This window comes from Neorhizobium lilium (assembly GCF_004053875.1).
GTDB classification, from domain to species: domain Bacteria; phylum Pseudomonadota; class Alphaproteobacteria; order Rhizobiales; family Rhizobiaceae; genus Neorhizobium; species Neorhizobium lilii.
The window spans coordinates 144,943-161,044 of sequence record NZ_SBIP01000005.1; the positions used below are offsets into that span (position 1 = coordinate 144,943).

13 protein-coding genes are annotated in these 16,102 nt (G+C 60.7%); 9 read left to right on the forward strand and 4 right to left on the reverse strand.

Going from position 1 to position 16,102, the window contains the following annotated elements:
• Positions 1-201: 201 nt before the first annotated feature.
• Positions 202-1,965, reverse strand: a complete 1,764-nt coding sequence (locus tag EPK99_RS21515) for a glucan ABC transporter ATP-binding protein/ permease (protein ID WP_128445149.1) — start codon at positions 1,963-1,965, stop codon at positions 202-204.
• A gap of 316 nt (positions 1,966-2,281) precedes the next feature.
• On the opposite strand from EPK99_RS21515, the gene EPK99_RS21520 reads away from it, so the two are divergent.
• Entirely contained in the window at positions 2,282-3,022 is a 741-nt protein-coding gene (locus EPK99_RS21520) for a LuxR family transcriptional regulator (RefSeq protein ID WP_128445306.1), read from the forward strand.
• Between the two features lie 380 nt (positions 3,023-3,402).
• Positions 3,403-6,864, forward strand: coding sequence for a pyruvate carboxylase (pyc, locus tag EPK99_RS21525; RefSeq protein ID WP_128445150.1), 3,462 nt, complete (start codon positions 3,403-3,405; stop codon positions 6,862-6,864).
• A 4-nt stretch (positions 6,865-6,868) separates the two neighbouring features.
• On the opposite strand, the gene EPK99_RS21530 is transcribed toward pyc, so the two are convergent.
• Entirely contained in the window at positions 6,869-7,750 is an 882-nt protein-coding gene (locus EPK99_RS21530) for a DMT family transporter (protein ID WP_128445151.1), read from the reverse strand.
• Between the two features lie 220 nt (positions 7,751-7,970).
• On the opposite strand from EPK99_RS21530, the gene EPK99_RS21535 reads away from it, so the two are divergent.
• From EPK99_RS21535 to EPK99_RS21545, 3 genes are all read left to right on the forward strand, one after another.
• A complete protein-coding gene (locus EPK99_RS21535; RefSeq protein ID WP_128445152.1) occupies positions 7,971-9,182 on the forward strand; it encodes an MFS transporter in 1,212 nt (403 codons plus the stop codon).
• A 100-nt stretch (positions 9,183-9,282) separates the two neighbouring features.
• On the forward strand, positions 9,283-10,533 hold the full coding sequence (ispG, locus tag EPK99_RS21540) for a flavodoxin-dependent (E)-4-hydroxy-3-methylbut-2-enyl-diphosphate synthase (protein WP_128445153.1): 1,251 nt from the start codon (positions 9,283-9,285) through the stop codon (positions 10,531-10,533).
• 142 nt (positions 10,534-10,675) lie between these two features.
• Positions 10,676-11,335 carry a YiaD family glycine zipper/OmpA-like lipoprotein gene (locus EPK99_RS21545; protein ID WP_128445154.1) on the forward strand — a complete coding sequence of 220 codons (660 nt, stop codon included), beginning with the start codon at positions 10,676-10,678 and terminating at the stop codon, positions 11,333-11,335.
• Between the two features lie 22 nt (positions 11,336-11,357).
• Here the strand turns inward: EPK99_RS21545 and EPK99_RS21550 are convergent, their stop codons facing one another.
• Together EPK99_RS21550 and EPK99_RS21555 are read right to left on the reverse strand one after the other, a co-directional pair.
• Complete coding sequence (locus EPK99_RS21550) at positions 11,358-11,999, reverse strand: LysE family translocator (protein WP_128445155.1); 642 nt, start codon at positions 11,997-11,999, stop codon at positions 11,358-11,360.
• Positions 12,000-12,121: 122 nt separating this feature from the next.
• The gene (locus EPK99_RS21555; RefSeq protein ID WP_128445156.1) at positions 12,122-13,036 is read right to left on the reverse strand and encodes a polyprenyl synthetase family protein; all 915 of its coding nucleotides are present in this window, start codon (positions 13,034-13,036) and stop codon (positions 12,122-12,124) included.
• A gap of 128 nt (positions 13,037-13,164) precedes the next feature.
• Between EPK99_RS21555 and mtgA the strand changes: the two genes are divergently transcribed.
• The 4 genes from mtgA (at position 13,165) to rpmF (ending at position 16,001) form a co-directional block, all read left to right on the forward strand.
• Positions 13,165-13,911: a monofunctional biosynthetic peptidoglycan transglycosylase gene (gene mtgA / locus EPK99_RS21560; RefSeq protein ID WP_425374229.1), complete on the forward strand. Its 747-nt coding sequence runs from the start codon at positions 13,165-13,167 to the stop codon at positions 13,909-13,911.
• A 364-nt stretch (positions 13,912-14,275) separates the two neighbouring features.
• Positions 14,276-14,998: a DUF1868 domain-containing protein gene (locus EPK99_RS21565; RefSeq protein WP_128445158.1), complete on the forward strand. Its 723-nt coding sequence runs from the start codon at positions 14,276-14,278 to the stop codon at positions 14,996-14,998.
• Between the two features lie 19 nt (positions 14,999-15,017).
• Positions 15,018-15,665 (forward strand): glutathione S-transferase family protein, encoded by a 648-nt coding sequence (locus tag EPK99_RS21570; RefSeq protein ID WP_128445159.1) that lies wholly within the window; start codon positions 15,018-15,020, stop codon positions 15,663-15,665.
• A 150-nt stretch (positions 15,666-15,815) separates the two neighbouring features.
• The gene (gene rpmF / locus EPK99_RS21575) at positions 15,816-16,001 is read left to right on the forward strand and encodes a 50S ribosomal protein L32 (RefSeq protein ID WP_118850970.1); all 186 of its coding nucleotides are present in this window, start codon (positions 15,816-15,818) and stop codon (positions 15,999-16,001) included.
• Positions 16,002-16,102 lie beyond the last annotated feature (101 nt).

The following is a 16,102-nucleotide window of genomic DNA, read 5'->3' on the forward strand; positions in this document are numbered from 1 at the left end:
CGGTTCGCGACCCGGCTCCCTGCTCGATGACGTGATCAGCCTAATGCCGGTTCATGGGACGGGGACGATGGCGGTGCGAAATTCCCCGAGGCCCTTGGTGGAGCGCGATATTTTTTGCCGCCGAGGGACAATTCGTCCCGGCCTGTGAGGCTCTAGACAGCCGGGCGCGGGCTGCGGATGCAGCTCTGCGCCCGTTTCCGTTCACTGTTGGAGGAGCTTGGCTTTCTCGCCAGCCTCGTCATCGGCCAGAAGGCCGCTTGTCTTCAGCAGCGAGGCGAAGCGCCCGCCGCTCTGGCTGAGTTCATCATAACTGCCGGCTTCCGCAATCCGTCCGTTTTCCAGGAAGATGACCTTGTTCGCGTCCCGCACGGTGGAGAGCCGGTGGGCGATGATGAAGGTTGTGCGGTTCTCGCGAAGGCGGTCGATGGCGGTCTTGACCCGCGCCTCGGTCTCCACGTCGAGAGCGCTGGTCGCTTCGTCGAGTACGAGGATCGGCGCGTTCTTGAGGATGGCGCGGGCAATGGCGATGCGCTGACGCTCCCCGCCCGACAGGCGGTTGCCGCGTTCGCCCACGGTCGTGCTGTAACCGTTCAGTCGGGTCTCGATGAATTCGGCTGCCGCGGCTGCCTCTGCTGCCCGGGTGACGTCCTCCTCTGTCGCACCTTCGCGACCGAGGCGGATATTCTCGCTGATCGACCGGTTCAGCAGGCCGGCATCCTGAAAGACCGTGGCGATGCTGTTGCGCAAGGATTTGCGTGCCACCTTGGCAATGTCAGTGCCGTCGATGAGGATCTTGCCTTGCTGCGGCTCGTAGACCCGCTGGAGGAGATTGATGAGTGTCGTCTTGCCCGCACCTGTCGGTCCAACGATGGCGACCGTCTCCCCCGCTTTGGCCGTAAACGAGATATGGTGGACGCCCTGGCTGGTATTGGCGAAGCCGAAGGTGACGTCTCGAAATTCGACCTCGCCCCTGACATTGCCGAGGTCGATGGCGTCCGCCGGTTCTGCGCGTTCCTCGACGGAATCCTCCAGTGCAAAGAAATCCTCCAGCTTCGAGCGCGCTTCGAAGATCTGGTTGGCGAACTGGCGCAGCAGGTCGAGCCGGCCGATGAGCAGGTTGGCGAAACCGATGAAGGCCACGACATCGCCGACCCGGATCTCGCCCTTCTGCACCAGCAGCGTACCGATCACCAGGATGATGCCCATGGAAACGGTCGAGGCGGTGCGGTTGAGGGCGCCCGCCAGTGCCCACCAGTCGAGCACCGGATATTGGGCTGCCAGAAGGTCCTTCGTGTAATCTTTCAGTGCCAGCGTCTCGGCTTCGATCCGGTTATAGCTATGCAGCACGGAGACGTTGCTGATGGAATCGCTCACGTGGGAAAATACCGTGTGATAGTGCCCTTCGACCGAGGCCTGTCCTTCCTTGGTCCGGTTCATCACCGTGACGCCGATGATCCAGTAAAGAATGCTCAGGGCCAGCAGCACGAGGCTCAACCGCCAGTCCATGGAGATTGCCGTGGGGATCAGAAGCATCAAGGCTACAGCCGTTGCCAGGTGCGTGCGCATGAATTCCAACCACAGCCCAAACAGGCTTTCCGAGGCGCGCAGCAGCGTATGCAGAGCGTTCGACGTACCGCGCTGGTGATGCCAGGCAAGCGGCATGGAAATGATGCGCCCGAAGGCTTCCGTCAGCAGCGATGCGCGCCTGCCATGGGCAAGCCGGTCAGCCTCTCTCGCCACCAGGACATAGGCCACGGTGTTGAAGAGACCGAACCCTGCCCAGGCCAGTAGCCAGTTGGTAACACTCCCGCCGGAGGAGATGGCATCGATGATGCGGCCAAACAGGACCGGCTCGGCGATGGTAATGACGGCGAGCACGATATTGGCGATGACCACGGCGGTCACACGCCACTTGTTCTGGGAGAGATACTTCAGCGCTCGTACGTAAACCTGAAACAGCGTCAACTGCGGGCACCTTCTGTTCATTCGGGTCGGTCGGAGGTCCGTTGCTTATAAACAGGAAACGGCAAATCCGAGACGGAAAATTCGTTCAAGCGCATTCCTATGAAGAAATAGTTCCCCGAACCGGCGTGGCGCAAATCGATGCCGCAGAACCCGCAACGTCATATGGCGTTCTGCCTCGCTTAGATTTTGATCTAGGTCAAATTTTGTGGTGGACCTTCAGTTATTGCTAAGTATGCTGAATCATTATCACTAAGTACAAAATGAACGATTTTCCAAGCAAGACGGATTTTTCATGGCAGAAGCGCTAGGGGCGGTTTTGAACATCCGGTCTATCGTTCAATTCCTGATCCTTGTCGGAGAGTCCGAGACCACCGATGAGCTTGAGCGCCAGATCGAATCGCTCCTCTCCACGTATGGCTTCAAATTCTATGGTTTGCGTTTTCACCGGAAACCCCATGATGACACTGTCGGATCGGCAATTCTCGGCCGGTGGCCCGCGGGCTGGAGCGAGATTTATGCAGCTCGCAAATATCCTCTGATCGACCCGACGATTCGCATGTTGAGCGTCGCCCAGCGGCCCTTCCGGTGGAAAGAGGCGGTCATGGCTCTGAAAGGCGACCCCCACAGACCGCGCATGGATCGCATGATGCAGGATGCCGGCCGCTTCGGCCTCCATGACGGCTATGTGTTTCCGGTCCATGGGCGAAACGGCCTTCTCGGCAGCATGACGGTTGGAGGCGATGCCGTTGATCTGTCGCCAGCGGAATGCGCCCTTTTCGAAGCTGCCGCAAAGCTTGCCTTCTGGCGCTTCATGGAACTGCGGGGCCAGGTCGAGGCGCTTGAGGACGCGGCAAAAGTCGATACCCAGCTGACCCGCCGGGAGATGGAAGTCATCCTGCTTCTGGCGGATGGGCTGACATCGCATGAGATTGCCAAGGCGCTGACGATCTCCAATCACACGGTCGATTGGTACATCAACGGCTTGCAGGAGAAGCTCAAGGCGAAGAACCGCCAGCATGTGGTGGCGCTGGCCTTTCGCCTCGGGCTCGTCTCCTAAGGGTGAGGACTTAATCATCTTGTTGAAATGGTGTGAGGCGATCCGGATGAGATACGAGGCGAAGAACGCAGACGATGCTTGATGCATCGGCGAGGCTTTTCAACGACGTTGCTCGCCGGAGCGCCCACATCCCAAGGACGCGCGAACGGCTGCGATCTGCTTTGTCGAAGCGCTTGAATGGGTCTGGAACCCATGCGTGCGCGCTTCTCCTCGCATATCATTGCCGTTCACTGCGCCATTTCCACAACATGATTGAGTCCTCACCCTAAGTGTTTTATCGCATTTCAGACAGATCCGGTGTCAAATAGGGCTTGCCTAAGTTCAATGATATTGATCTCTTGCGCTGCAGCATTTTGCGATGGTGCCTGGGGAGGTCCGCTTTGCCGATATCGAAAATACTTGTCGCCAACCGATCTGAAATCGCCATACGCGTCTTCCGCGCGGCCAATGAGCTCGGCATAAAAACGGTGGCGATCTGGGCGGAAGAGGACAAGCTTTCGCTTCACCGTTTCAAGGCAGATGAGAGCTATCAGGTCGGGCGCGGCCCGCACCTCGATCGCGATCTTGGGCCGATCGAGAGCTACCTCTCCATCCCGGAAGTGATCCGTGTCGCCAAGCTTTCCGGCGCCGACGCCATTCATCCCGGATACGGACTTCTTTCCGAAAGCCCGGAATTCGTCGAAGCCTGCAACGAGGCGGGCATTACCTTCATCGGTCCCACCGCCGATACGATGCGGCGGCTCGGCAACAAGGTTGCCGCCCGTAATCTTGCCATCTCGGTCAACGTGCCTGTGGTGCCTGCTACTCTGCCGCTGCCGGAGGACATGGCCGAGGTAGCGCGCATGGCCGCCGAGATCGGCTATCCCGTCATGCTCAAGGCATCCTGGGGCGGCGGCGGGCGCGGCATGCGCGTCATCCGTTCGGAAGCCGAGCTTGCCAAGGAAGTGACGGAAGCCAAGCGCGAGGCGATGGCTGCTTTCGGCAAGGACGAGGTCTATCTCGAAAAGCTGGTGGAGCGGGCGCGCCATGTGGAGAGCCAGATCCTCGGCGATACCCATGGCAATGTCGTCCATCTCTTCGAGCGCGATTGCTCCATCCAGCGCCGCAACCAGAAGGTCGTGGAGCGGGCGCCGGCGCCTTATCTCTCGGAGGCGCAGCGCCAGGAACTGGCGTCCTATTCGCTGAAGATCGCAGGCACCACGAACTATGTCGGCGCCGGCACGGTCGAATATCTGATGGATGCGGATACGGGGAAGTTCTACTTCATCGAAGTCAATCCGCGCATTCAGGTGGAGCATACGGTCACCGAAGTCGTCACCGGCATCGATATCGTCAAGGCGCAGATCCACATTCTCGACGGCTTTGCGATCGGCACGCCGGAATCGGGGGTGCCGCGCCAAGAAAACATCCGCCTCAACGGCCACGCCCTCCAGTGCCGCATCACGACGGAAGATCCGGAACATAATTTCATACCGGATTACGGCCGCATCACCGCCTACCGCTCAGCCTCCGGCTTCGGTATCCGGCTTGACGGCGGCACAGCCTATAGCGGCGCCTTCATCACACGCTACTACGATCCGCTGCTTGTCAAGGTGACGGCCTGGGCGCCGCAGCCGCTGGAAGCGATCAGCCGCATGGATCGGGCCTTGCGGGAATTCCGCATCCGAGGCGTCGCCACCAACCTGACCTTCCTCGAAGCGATCATCACGCATCCGAGTTTCCGCGATAATACCTACACGACGCGTTTCATCGACTCGACGCCCGAGCTTTTCGAGCAGGTGAAACGAGCCGACCGTGCCACCAAGCTCCTCACCTATATCGCCGACGTCACCGTCAACGGCCATCCGGAAACCAAAGGCCGGCCTGAACCATCGGCCAAACTGGCAAAGCCCATTCTGCCCTACATCAATGGCGACATTCCTGACGGCACCAAGCAGACGTTGGACAGGTTGGGCCCCAAGGGATTTGGCGAATGGATGCGCAACGAGAAGCGCGTTCTGATCACCGACACGACGATGCGCGACGGCCACCAGTCGCTGCTCGCAACTCGCGTCCGTACATACGATATTGCGCGCATCGCCGGCGTCTATGCACGGGCGCTGCCGAACCTGTTTTCGCTGGAATGCTGGGGCGGCGCGACCTTCGACGTCTCCATGCGTTTCCTGACGGAAGATCCGTGGGAGCGGCTGGCGCTGATCCGCGAAGGCGCGCCAAACCTCCTGCTGCAGATGCTGCTGCGGGGCGCCAATGGCGTCGGTTACAAGAACTACCCCGACAATGTGGTAAAGTATTTCGTGCGCCAGGCGGCAAGCGGCGGCATCGATCTGTTCCGGGTGTTCGACTGCCTGAACTGGGTCGAGAACATGCGTGTCTCGATGGATGCGGTGCAGGAAGAGAACAAGCTTTGCGAAGCGGCCATCTGCTACACGGGCGACCTGCTCAATTCCGCACGCCCGAAATACGACCTCAAATATTATGTGGCGCTAGCACAGGAGCTGGAGAAGGCCGGCGCACATATCATCGCCCTGAAGGACATGGCGGGGCTGCTGAAGCCTGCCGCCGCACGCGTGTTGTTCAAGGCACTGCGCGAGGCGACCAGCCTGCCGATCCACTTCCACACGCATGATACATCCGGCATTGCGGCCGCGACCATTCTGGCTGCGGTGGATGCGGGCGTCGATGCAGTTGATGCGGCAATGGATTCGCTTTCCGGCAATACATCGCAGCCCTGCCTGGGTTCCATCGTCGAGGCCCTGTCCGGTTCGGAGCGCGATCCTGGGCTCGACCCGGAATGGATCCGTCGCATCTCCTTCTACTGGGAGGCTGTGCGCGGCCAGTACACCGCATTCGAGAGCGACCTGAAGGGTCCGGCTTCGGAAGTCTACCTGCACGAGATGCCCGGCGGCCAGTTCACCAACCTCAAGGAACAGGCCCGCTCGCTCGGTCTCGATACGCGCTGGCACAAGGTGGCGCAGACCTATGCCGACGTGAACCAGATGTTCGGTGACATCGTAAAGGTAACGCCCTCGTCCAAGGTGGTCGGCGACATGGCGCTGATGATGGTGAGCCAGGACCTTACCGTGGCCGATGTGGAAGATCCGGCCAAGGACATCGCTTTCCCCGAATCGGTCGTTTCCATGCTGAAGGGCGACCTTGGGCAGCCGCCCGGCGGATGGCCGCAGGCATTGCAGAAGAAGGCGCTCAAGGGTGAGGAACCCTATACCGCCGTTCCCGGATCATTGTTGCCGCCGGCCGATCTCGACGCAGAACGCAAGGAGATCGAGGAGAAGCTCGGCCGCGCGATCAGCGACTTCGAGTTCGCCTCCTACCTGATGTATCCGAAGGTGTTTACCGACTTCGCCATGGCCTCCGATACTTATGGGCCGGTCTCCGTGCTGCCGACGCATGCCTATTTCTACGGGCTGGCCGATGGTGAGGAAATGCTGGCCGACATCGAGCGGGGCAAGACGCTGGTCATCGTCAACCAGGCTGCAAGCGCGCCCGACACACAGGGCATGGTGACGGTCTTCTTCGAGCTCAACGGCCAGCCGCGGCGCATCAAGGTTCCGGATCGTGCCGTCGGGGCTTCTGCAAGTGCGGCTAGGCGCAAGGCGGAGGCCGGCAACGGTCTGCACCTCGGCGCGCCGATGCCGGGTGTCATCTCGCGTGTATTCGTGGCCGTAGGGCAGGCCGTCAAAGCGGGCGACGTCCTCTTGTCGATCGAGGCGATGAAGATGGAAACCGCGCTGCATGCGGAAAAGGACGGCACGATTGCCGAGGTGCTGGTGAAGACCGGCGACCAGATCGACGCCAAGGATCTGCTGGTCGTCTACGGCGACTGAGTGGTTATCGGTCAGGGCTGGAGGAGACCTTCCGGCCCAATCTCTCTCCGAAGACGATGAGAAGTCCGGCGCCGGTGATCAGCATGGCACCGGCCGTCACGTTATATGCCGGCATGTCGCCCCAGATGAGGTAGCCGAGAGCGAACGCCCAGACGAGGGACGTGTATTCAAACGGCGCCAGTATGGAGACCGGCGCGCGTCGCATAGCCTCGAAATAGGCATATTGGGCAAGCCCGCCCAGTCCGCCGACCGCCAGCAGCATGAGCGTTCCGGTCAGATCCACATCACGCCATTGCAGAGCCAGCATGACCGCCGTCAGAGCCACGAAGAAGAAGTTGGTGATGGTCATCTGCACCAGGCTGGTCTCGTGCATGGCTGTGCGACGAAGCAGGACCGTGCTGAAGGCCCAGAGGCAGGCAGCCTGTAGCGCAAGATAAGCTGGCCAGGAGAGGGTGAGGCCCGCAGGATTGCTGGCGACAACCACGCCCGCAAAGCCGATCGCCACAGCGAACCAGCGAGACGGGGGCACATGCTCCTGCAGCATTGGCCCGGCCAGCAGAGTGGCGACCACAGGCGCTGCAAAATAGATCGTCGTCAGTTCGCCAAGCGGAAGCGATTTCGCCGCCGTATAAAAGGAAATCCAGGCGGCGATGAGGAACAGGCTGCGGATCGCCATGGGCTTGACGATATCGGAGGTCGCGGCGCGCATCGCGTTTTTCCTGCCCCCGATGATCAGGCAGCAGGCAAAGACAGTGACGCTGCGGAAAAATAGGATCTGCCAGACGCTGACCGACTGTACCAGAAGCTTGATCACCGCATCATGGCTGCTGAACAGGAAATAGGAAAGGCTCACCAGGACGATGCCGAAGCCGTAGGAATTTTTCACGAGAGCACCATGTACGGCGCCGGAAGGCGCGGCATTCAGAGAGGCAGGGGGGAGGAAGGCCTAAACGCTCTGGATCTAGAGCCGAAATCACGCAAGCCTGTCAATCACAGGATAGGAGGATGATCACAAAGCGACACAATTTGTGAGGCGCATATCGCTTGTTCCAGTTGCGAATCTAATCGATTGAAATATGGTCCGCGACATCTGGAGGATCGACATCATGGATAGTCCCGTTTCGACAAGACCGCAGCCTGCTACCGCCTTCGTGACGCGTGAACGTATCGGCGTTGCCCTGCTTTTCCTCATGAACGGATTCATGATCGGCGCCTGGGCTCCCAAGATTCCCGAGTTCGCCTCGCGCCTCGGTCTCAGCGAAAGTACGCTCGGCCTGATGATCCTCACCTTCGGCCTCGGCTCGATCATCATGATGCCGCTCGCCGGCGGCCAGATCGCCCGGATCGGATCGAGCCAGGTTTCCAAGATCGGCGCGGTTCTCCTGACGCCGACCCTGTTGCTCCTGACCTTCGTGGGGAGCATCTGGACGGCGGCAATCGCTATCTGCCTGTTCGGCGGGCTGATCGGTGCCATGGATGTGGCCATGAATGCCAACGCGGTGGCGGTCGAAAAACAAATGCGGCGGGCGATCATGTCCTCCTGCCATGCCTTCTGGAGCCTTGGCGGCCTTATCGGCTCCTCCACCGGCGGCTATCTGATCGAGCATGCCGGCGTAAACACGCATGCGATCTTCGTCACCGTGGCGGCAGCCGTCATGGTTGCCGCAGCCTGGCCGAACGTGCTTCACGATGCACCCCATCCCGATGAGCGCGCAGCCGCCAAAAAGGCCGGTTTGCCGCTTTCGCCGCTGCCATGGCTGATCGGCATCATGGCCCTATTCTGCATGATGCCGGAAGGTGCCGTGCTCGATTGGGGTGCGCTCTACCTGCGTAACGAACTTTCCGCATCCGTGACACAGTCAGGCTTCGCGTTTGCAGCCTTTTCGCTCGCCATGGCCATCATGCGCTTTGCGGGAGATCTCATCAGGGACAGGTTCGGCGCTGTCATGACCCTTAGAGCCTGCGCGGTCGTCGCCATTATCGGCCTGCTGCTGGCCGGTTTTGCGCCGAATGCGCCTATGGCGATCTTCGGCTTTGCGCTCGCGGGCGTCGGCATCTCCAACATCGTGCCGATCGCCTTTTCGGCGGCCGGCAATCTGCCTGGGATCGCTGCCGGCGTCGGCCTGTCGGTCGTCACCACCATGGGTTATTCGGGCATTCTCGTCGCGCCATCCGTTATCGGGTTCATCGCCGAGCGTACGGGGCTTGCCAATGTCTTCGTCGGCCTCTCGGCGCTGATCATTGTCGTGCTGGCTCTGTCGCGGCTTGCCGCCCATGCGGATGGTGCTCACCATGAGGCGGAAACGGTCGCCGACTGACGGAAACGACTTGATGTCGCGCCCGTTGACAAGCGCGATATCATACGCCACCTGATGGCAACGATCGTTCAAAGACGCCACGCTCCGAAGGCGAACCGCCATGTTCTCACCAGTCGATTATGATCCGAAACCGCGTCGCTCCACCGTCGCCGTCGATGTCGGCGGCGTGATTGTCGGCGGCGGAGCGCCTGTCGTGGTTCAATCCATGACGAACACGGATACGGCCGATATCGATGCCACGGTGGCCCAGGTAGCGGCGCTCTACAAAGCCGGCTCAGAAATCGTTCGCATTACCGTCGATCGCGACGAAAGTGCGGCCGCAGTGCCGAAGATCCGCGATCGCCTGCTGCGGCTCGGCATGGATGTGCCGCTCGTAGGCGATTTCCACTATATCGGCCACAAGCTGCTGGCGGATCATCCGGCCTGTGCCGAAGCGCTTGCGAAGTATCGCATCAATCCGGGCAATGTCGGCTTCAAGGACAAGAAGGACAAGCAGTTCGGCGACATCGTCGAGATGGCGATCCGCTACGACAAGCCGGTGCGGATCGGCGTCAACTGGGGCTCGCTGGATCAGGACTTGCTGACGACGCTGATGGACCGCAATGCGGTTGCCGGTTCGCCGCTGTCGGCCCGGCAGGTCATGCACGAGGCGATCGTCCAGTCCGCGCTTATTTCGGCCGAACTGGCGGAAAGCATCGGGCTGCCACGCAACCGCATCATTCTTTCGGCCAAGGTCAGCCAGGTGCAGGACCTGATCGCCGTCTATTCCATGCTGGCCGAGCGCTCCAATCACGCCCTGCATCTCGGACTGACGGAAGCCGGTATGGGTTCCAAGGGCATCGTCGCCTCGTCGGCTGCCATGGGCTACGTGCTGCAGCATGGTATCGGCGACACGATCCGTGTCTCGCTCACGCCGGAACCGAATGGCGACCGCACCCGCGAGGTGCAGGTGGCGCAGGAACTGCTGCAGGTCATGGGTTTCCGGCAGTTCGTGCCTGTCGTTGCGGCATGTCCCGGCTGCGGCCGCACCACGTCTACGGTGTTCCAGGAACTCGCCCAGAACATCCAGAACGATTTGCGCAAGAACATGCCTGTCTGGCGCGAGAAATACCCAGGCGTCGAAGCGCTCAACGTCGCCGTCATGGGCTGCATCGTCAACGGTCCGGGTGAAAGCAAGCATGCCGATATCGGCATTTCGCTTCCCGGAACCGGCGAGACGCCGGCCGCTCCCGTCTTCATCGACGGCCAGAAGGCCCTGACCCTTCGCGGGCCGGACATTGCCGCCGACTTCGAACGGCTGGTGAGCGAGTATATCGAGCAGCGTTTCGGTCAGCGGACCGCCGCGGAATAGGCGCCCCTTTCTTTAGTCAACCTGTCCGCTCCTTGGCGGATTACGGGAAAACACGTAGCGCCTGTCCCGATTTCCCTCCTCCGTATTGCCGCAATTGATGGTAATTGAGGTTGGCATCAAGGACGACGGGACATCGATTCACATGCTCAAGAAAATCACGCTTGTCGCGCTATGCGCGACCTATCTTTCCGCCTGCACAACGACCGACCCCTATACCGGTCAGCAGAAGGTTTCCAACACGGCCGGTGGCGCGGCGATCGGTGCCGGTCTTGGCGCCCTCGGTGGCCTGGTCATCGGCGGTGGCAACAAAGGCCGTAATGCGCTGATCGGCGCCGGCATCGGTGCACTCGCGGGGGGCGCGATCGGCAGCTACATGGACAACCAGGAAGCGGAGCTGCGCGCCCAGCTTCAGGGCACCGGCGTTTCCGTAACCCGCGTCGGCGACCGCATCATCCTCAATATGCCGTCCAACATCACGTTTGCGACGGACCAGGACCAAGTCATTCCGCCATTCTATCGCACGCTCGATTCGGTGGCGATCGTGCTCAACAAGTTCAACAAGAGCTATATCGACGTCAACGGCCACACCGATTCGACCGGTAGCCCACAGCATAACCAGGACCTGTCGGAACGTCGCGCCGCCTCGGTTGCGAACTATCTCGGCAGCCGCGGGGTCGATCAGCGCCGCATGTCCACCATGGGCTTCGGCCCGTCTCAGCCGGTCGCCTCCAATGCGACGCCGGACGGTCGGGCGCAGAACCGCCGTGTCGAAGTGCAGATCGCGCCGATCACGCAGAACTGATGAACTCAGCGAAACGGGCCGCTTATATGCGGCTCGTCAGCAATTTGAGGCCGGCGGCGGTGTAGAAGACCGCCATCGCGCCTTCAATCCAGCGCCGTGCGGCTTTATAGCCGCGCAGTGCCCGTTGGGTTGAAAACAGCAGGGCATAGGTGATGAAGATCAACAGGCTCGAACTCATGCAGACGCCGATGATCAGGACGATTGCTTCAATCGGCGCGTCTTTCGGCAGGCCAAGCGAGATGATCGCCAGCCAGGCGAAGATCGCTTTCGGATTTGTTACGTGGATGGCGTAGCCGCGCAACCAAAGCTGACGCGCGCTGTAATCGGTCTTCAGATTGCCGACCGCTACCTTGGAATTCGGCAACCGGGCGGACTTGTAGGCCTTCCAAGCCATATAGATCAGGTATAGTCCACCGAGGACCTTCATGACCTCCAGAGCGATGGCATAGGTTTGCAGCAATGCGGCAAGGCCGAGAGCCGCGGCGCATGCCCAGGTAAGAGACCCGCTGCTGATGCCAAGAGCGGTGATCAGCCCTGCCCGGCGGCCTTGCGAAATCGCCGCACCGATGATCGCAAAATTGGCAGGGCCGGGGCTTGCGACATTGATGAGATAGATGACGTAAGCCGGCCACATATAGGGCAGGTAACTGAAGACTTCGGGCATTGAATTCTCTCGCTCTGGCTACAGCATGTCGCGCAAAAGTGCGCAACGGTTTTGCGATAACGACATGCGACGAACCAAAGACTTAAAGCGTGAGGAGCGAATCTGAAAGATCGCGATACGCTTTAATTTTCCCGGCCGGCGATGAAGCGTGCCGTTTCCTGCAATATCAACGCTTTTTTGCCATAGGGCGCAAGCAGATCCACCGCCTCTGCCGTCAGGGCTTCGAGTCGCGCTTCGGCCCAGTCCACCCCGTGCAGCGCGACGAGCGTGCCCTTGCCGCGCCCGGCATCCTTGCCGGCTGCCTTGCCCAGGGTCGCGGCGTCGGAGGTTACGTCCAGAAGGTCGTCGGCCAGCTGGAATGCAAGACCGATGGTCCGCCCGAATGCCTGCAGCCCCTCGCGGTCTTCCACGCTTGATTGCGCAATAATGGCGCCCGCTTCGCAGGCGAACCGCAGCAGGGCACCCGTCTTCATGGCCTGCAGGGTCATGACGCCCAATTCGTCCGGCGCCTGCTTTTCCGCCGCAAGGTCGAGTGCCTGGCCGCCGGCCATGCCGCCGGGGCCTGCCGCGCGCGCCAGTGCCAGCACGAGTTCCATCTTTGCCGCAGCATCGAGCTTCGTTTCGGGAGCGGCGATGATGTCGAAAGCGTAGGTCAGCAGGCTGTCTCCGGCCAGAATGGCGGTCGCCTCGTCAAAGGCCCGATGCACGGTCGGCTGGCCGCGGCGCAGATCGTCATCGTCCATGGCCGGCAGATCGTCATGGATCAGGGAATAGCAATGCAGGCATTCGAGTGCCGTCCCCACCCGCAGCGCTGCCTCGGCCGATCCTCCGAGAAGGAGAGTGCTTTCGACCACCAGGAAGGGTCTCAGCCGCTTTCCGCCGTTGAGCGAGCCGTGGCGCATGGCCGCCATCAGCTGAGCTGGGCGCGCAATTTCGCCAACCAGAGGTGCATCGGACAAAAGAGAAGACAGCAGGGTCTCCACGTCGGAAGCCGTGGTTTTGAGGCGGGTTTCGAAAGTGGTGGCGGCCTTGGTCATTGGGGGTGTTTGGCACGGAGGCCGTGGAGTCGCAACGGTGATTTACCAGCATGACGGAAGTTTCATGAGCGGACTCGCCTCCGTTCGCGGCAGCAGGTATGTAGTTTGAAACAGCACATGGCGGCACCTTGGACATCACACCGGAACAGCATGCTGAGGAAGAGGAGCCGGCCGTGACGGAACGGCGCCGGCAGCTGTTTTCGCCATCGCTGATCCGCAGGATCCTGATCGGCGTCGTAGCCTTGGTACTTCTGCCTTATCTGCTGATCATTTTCTATGTACTGCCGTTCATTCATCCTATTTCGACGCTGATGGTGGCGGATCTAGTCAGTTTCCGCGGCTACGATCGCAGATGGGTGAGCCTTGACCAGATTTCTCCGAACCTGGTCAGATCCGTAATGATGAGCGAGGACGGTCAGTTCTGTTTCCATGCAGGGGTCGACTGGCACCAGATGCGCGGCGTCGTCCAGGATACGCTGGATGGAGAATCGACACGCGGCGCAAGCACCATCCCGATGCAGACCGCCAAGAACCTGTTCCTCTGGAACGGCCGCTCCTTCATCCGCAAGGGAATGGAATTGCCGTTGGCGCTTGGGGCGGACCTCGTCTGGTCGAAACGGCGCATCATGGAAATCTATCTCAACGTCGCCGAATGGGGTCCCGGAATTTACGGTGCCGAGGCTGCGGCGCAATATCACTTCAAGGTGCCGGCGTCCAAGCTCACTGTGCGGCAGGCAGCACTTCTGGCGGTATCCCTGCCCAATCCCATCACCCGCGTGGCGGGCAAGCCAAGCCGGGGCGTTCAGCGCCTGTCAGGCGTGGTAGAGCGCAGGGCACGCGGATCGGGGGAATACATCAAGTGCATTTATGGGTGAGATCAGAACTTGTCTCTAGGACCCATCGACATTCAGGATTTGGAGCGTGGTATGAGGGAAAATCGCTCAGTTCGAGGAGTGGAACCGATGGTGGATCTTATATCCATCGAGGGTTCGCGACGCGGAAATGGGCGATTTTCGCCATATCCCTTCGGGACGCGGCGGATTTTGTCCCTGAAGACGTCGGAAAGTCCTTGTGGAGGGAAGGCTCCACTGCAGCCTTCCCTCCTGTTCAGAAACAAAATCCGCTCGCGCCACGCCCGAAACCTGAATGTCGATTGGTCCTAAACCTCGCCATGGTCATCTGGCATTCTCATGAATGTCGTAGTGGCCATACGAACAGAGACCACGGACGGATCGCCTCATGGATTTTAGCCAGTTTTCCCCAGACCTCCTTGCCTATTCGAAGACGCATAACCCGAACCCGCCACTGCATCTCGGCACCCGCTATCGCACCCGGGGCGGCTTTCTTCCGGAGCCCGGCAATACCATCGTCTGCCACGTCGCCAAGAATTCGCAGACGCAGACGGCGCTGATCGAGGCACGCGAACGGTATCTTGACATGCCGGAGGCGGGGCAGTTCCTCTTCACGCCGATCGCCAGTCTGCACATGACCCTGTTCCAGGGCATTCTCGACAACCGCCGTCGCTCGGCCTTCTGGCCGCAGGATATCCCGCTCGAGACGCCGGTAGAGGACATGCACGAGATCCTTGCGGCCCGCCTAGAAGGGCTGCCAGCGGCTGACCCCTTCGACGTTACGGTCATCGGCGCCCGGCCGTCCGGCCTTCTGGTGGACGGGCGCACCGAACAGGATCGCAAGATCATGCGGACATGGCGGGATACGCTTGCCCGGCTGCTTGGTTTTCGTCATCCGGACCACGACACCTATCCCTTCCACATCACCTTCGCCTATGTCATCGAACGGCTGGATGACGAGGCCCTGCCGCGCTGGCAGGCGATGCTGAACGAGGTCGCTGCAGACCTGCAGCGCCGTCAGCCTGTGCTTGAACTCACGCCGCCCGCCTTCTGCATGTTCGAGGACATGAACCATTTCCACGAATTGCTGATACTCGACGCCAATGAATGAAGGACCCGCAGTCACCGTCATGGAAAAACTCACCCTCTATATCGCCAACAAGAACTATTCCTCCTGGTCCTTCCGTCCGTGGATCGCGCTGACTGCCGCCGGCGTGCCCTTCGAGGAAGTGCTCATCCCCTTCGACTTTCCGGCGGGAAACCCGAAGTTCAAGGAGATCTCTCCGACGGGGCGGGTTCCGGTGCTCCACCATGGAGAGGTCAGGGTCTGGGAGTCGCTGGCGATCATCGAGTATGCGGCGGAGCTTTTTCCGGAACACGGGCTCTGGCCGAAGGCTGCTGACGACCGCGCGGTGGCCCGGGCCATTTCCATGGAAATGCTGTCGGGATTTCGCGCGCTGCGCAATGCCTGCCCGATGAACATGCGGCGGCCCAAGGGCAAGATCGACCTGCCGGCTGGCCTTGCCGAAGACGTGGCGCGGATCAAGACGATATGGGAAGATCTGCGGGCGAAATCGGGCGGTCCCTTTCTGTTCGGCAGCTTCACCGCGGCAGACGCCATGTTCGCGCCCGTGGTCAACCGGTTCGACGTCTACGACCTGGTGACAGATGCCGGAACGATTGCCTATATGGATGCGGTTAAGGCTCACCCGGCCTGGATCGCCTGGCGTGAGGCCGCATTGAAGGAGAGCTGGATCGTGCCCGAAGACGAGGCTTAGCTGCAGCAAGCGGGAAAAAATCCTGCCGGGGACTGGTCAAAGCCCGGTGGGGCATGTATAAGCCGCCCAAATTTCCGAGATCGAGACATGCCATTCCGGCCTCAAGTTCCGGCCGGGGATGACGTCTTGCACGAAAGTGGAGTATTTGAAATGGCTGTACCGAAGAGAAAAACGAGCCCGTCGAAGCGCGGTATGCGCCGCTCCGCTGACGCGCTCAAGGCTCCGACCTATGTCGAAGACAAGAATTCCGGCGAACTGCGCCGTCCGCATCACGTCGATCTGAAGACCGGCATGTACCGCGGTCGCCAGGTTCTGACGCCGAAGGAAAGCGCGTAAGCGCCTTCTTTTGACGTATCGAAGGCCGGCTCTGCCGGCCTTTTTTATTGTCTTGCGCTTGCGGAACCGGCCAGTAAGCCGCACAGTCTGCATGCCTCTTT

What these genes read in the sequence shown, in the direction of transcription:
- EPK99_RS21535 (WP_128445152.1), top strand. Translation starts at nt 7,971, where the DNA reads ATGGATAGTCCCGTTTCGACAAGACCGCAGCCTGCTACCGCCTTCGTG.
- ispG (WP_128445153.1), top strand. Translation starts at nt 9,283, where the DNA reads ATGTTCTCACCAGTCGATTATGATCCGAAACCGCGTCGCTCCACCGTC.
- EPK99_RS21545 (WP_128445154.1), top strand. Translation starts at nt 10,676, where the DNA reads ATGCTCAAGAAAATCACGCTTGTCGCGCTATGCGCGACCTATCTTTCC.
- EPK99_RS21550 (WP_128445155.1), bottom strand. Translation starts at nt 11,999, where the DNA reads ATGCCCGAAGTCTTCAGTTACCTGCCCTATATGTGGCCGGCTTACGTC.
- EPK99_RS21555 (WP_128445156.1), bottom strand. Translation starts at nt 13,036, where the DNA reads ATGACCAAGGCCGCCACCACTTTCGAAACCCGCCTCAAAACCACGGCT.
- EPK99_RS21565 (WP_128445158.1), top strand. Translation starts at nt 14,276, where the DNA reads ATGGATTTTAGCCAGTTTTCCCCAGACCTCCTTGCCTATTCGAAGACG.
- EPK99_RS21570 (WP_128445159.1), top strand. Translation starts at nt 15,018, where the DNA reads ATGGAAAAACTCACCCTCTATATCGCCAACAAGAACTATTCCTCCTGG.
- rpmF (WP_118850970.1), top strand. Translation starts at nt 15,816, where the DNA reads ATGGCTGTACCGAAGAGAAAAACGAGCCCGTCGAAGCGCGGTATGCGC.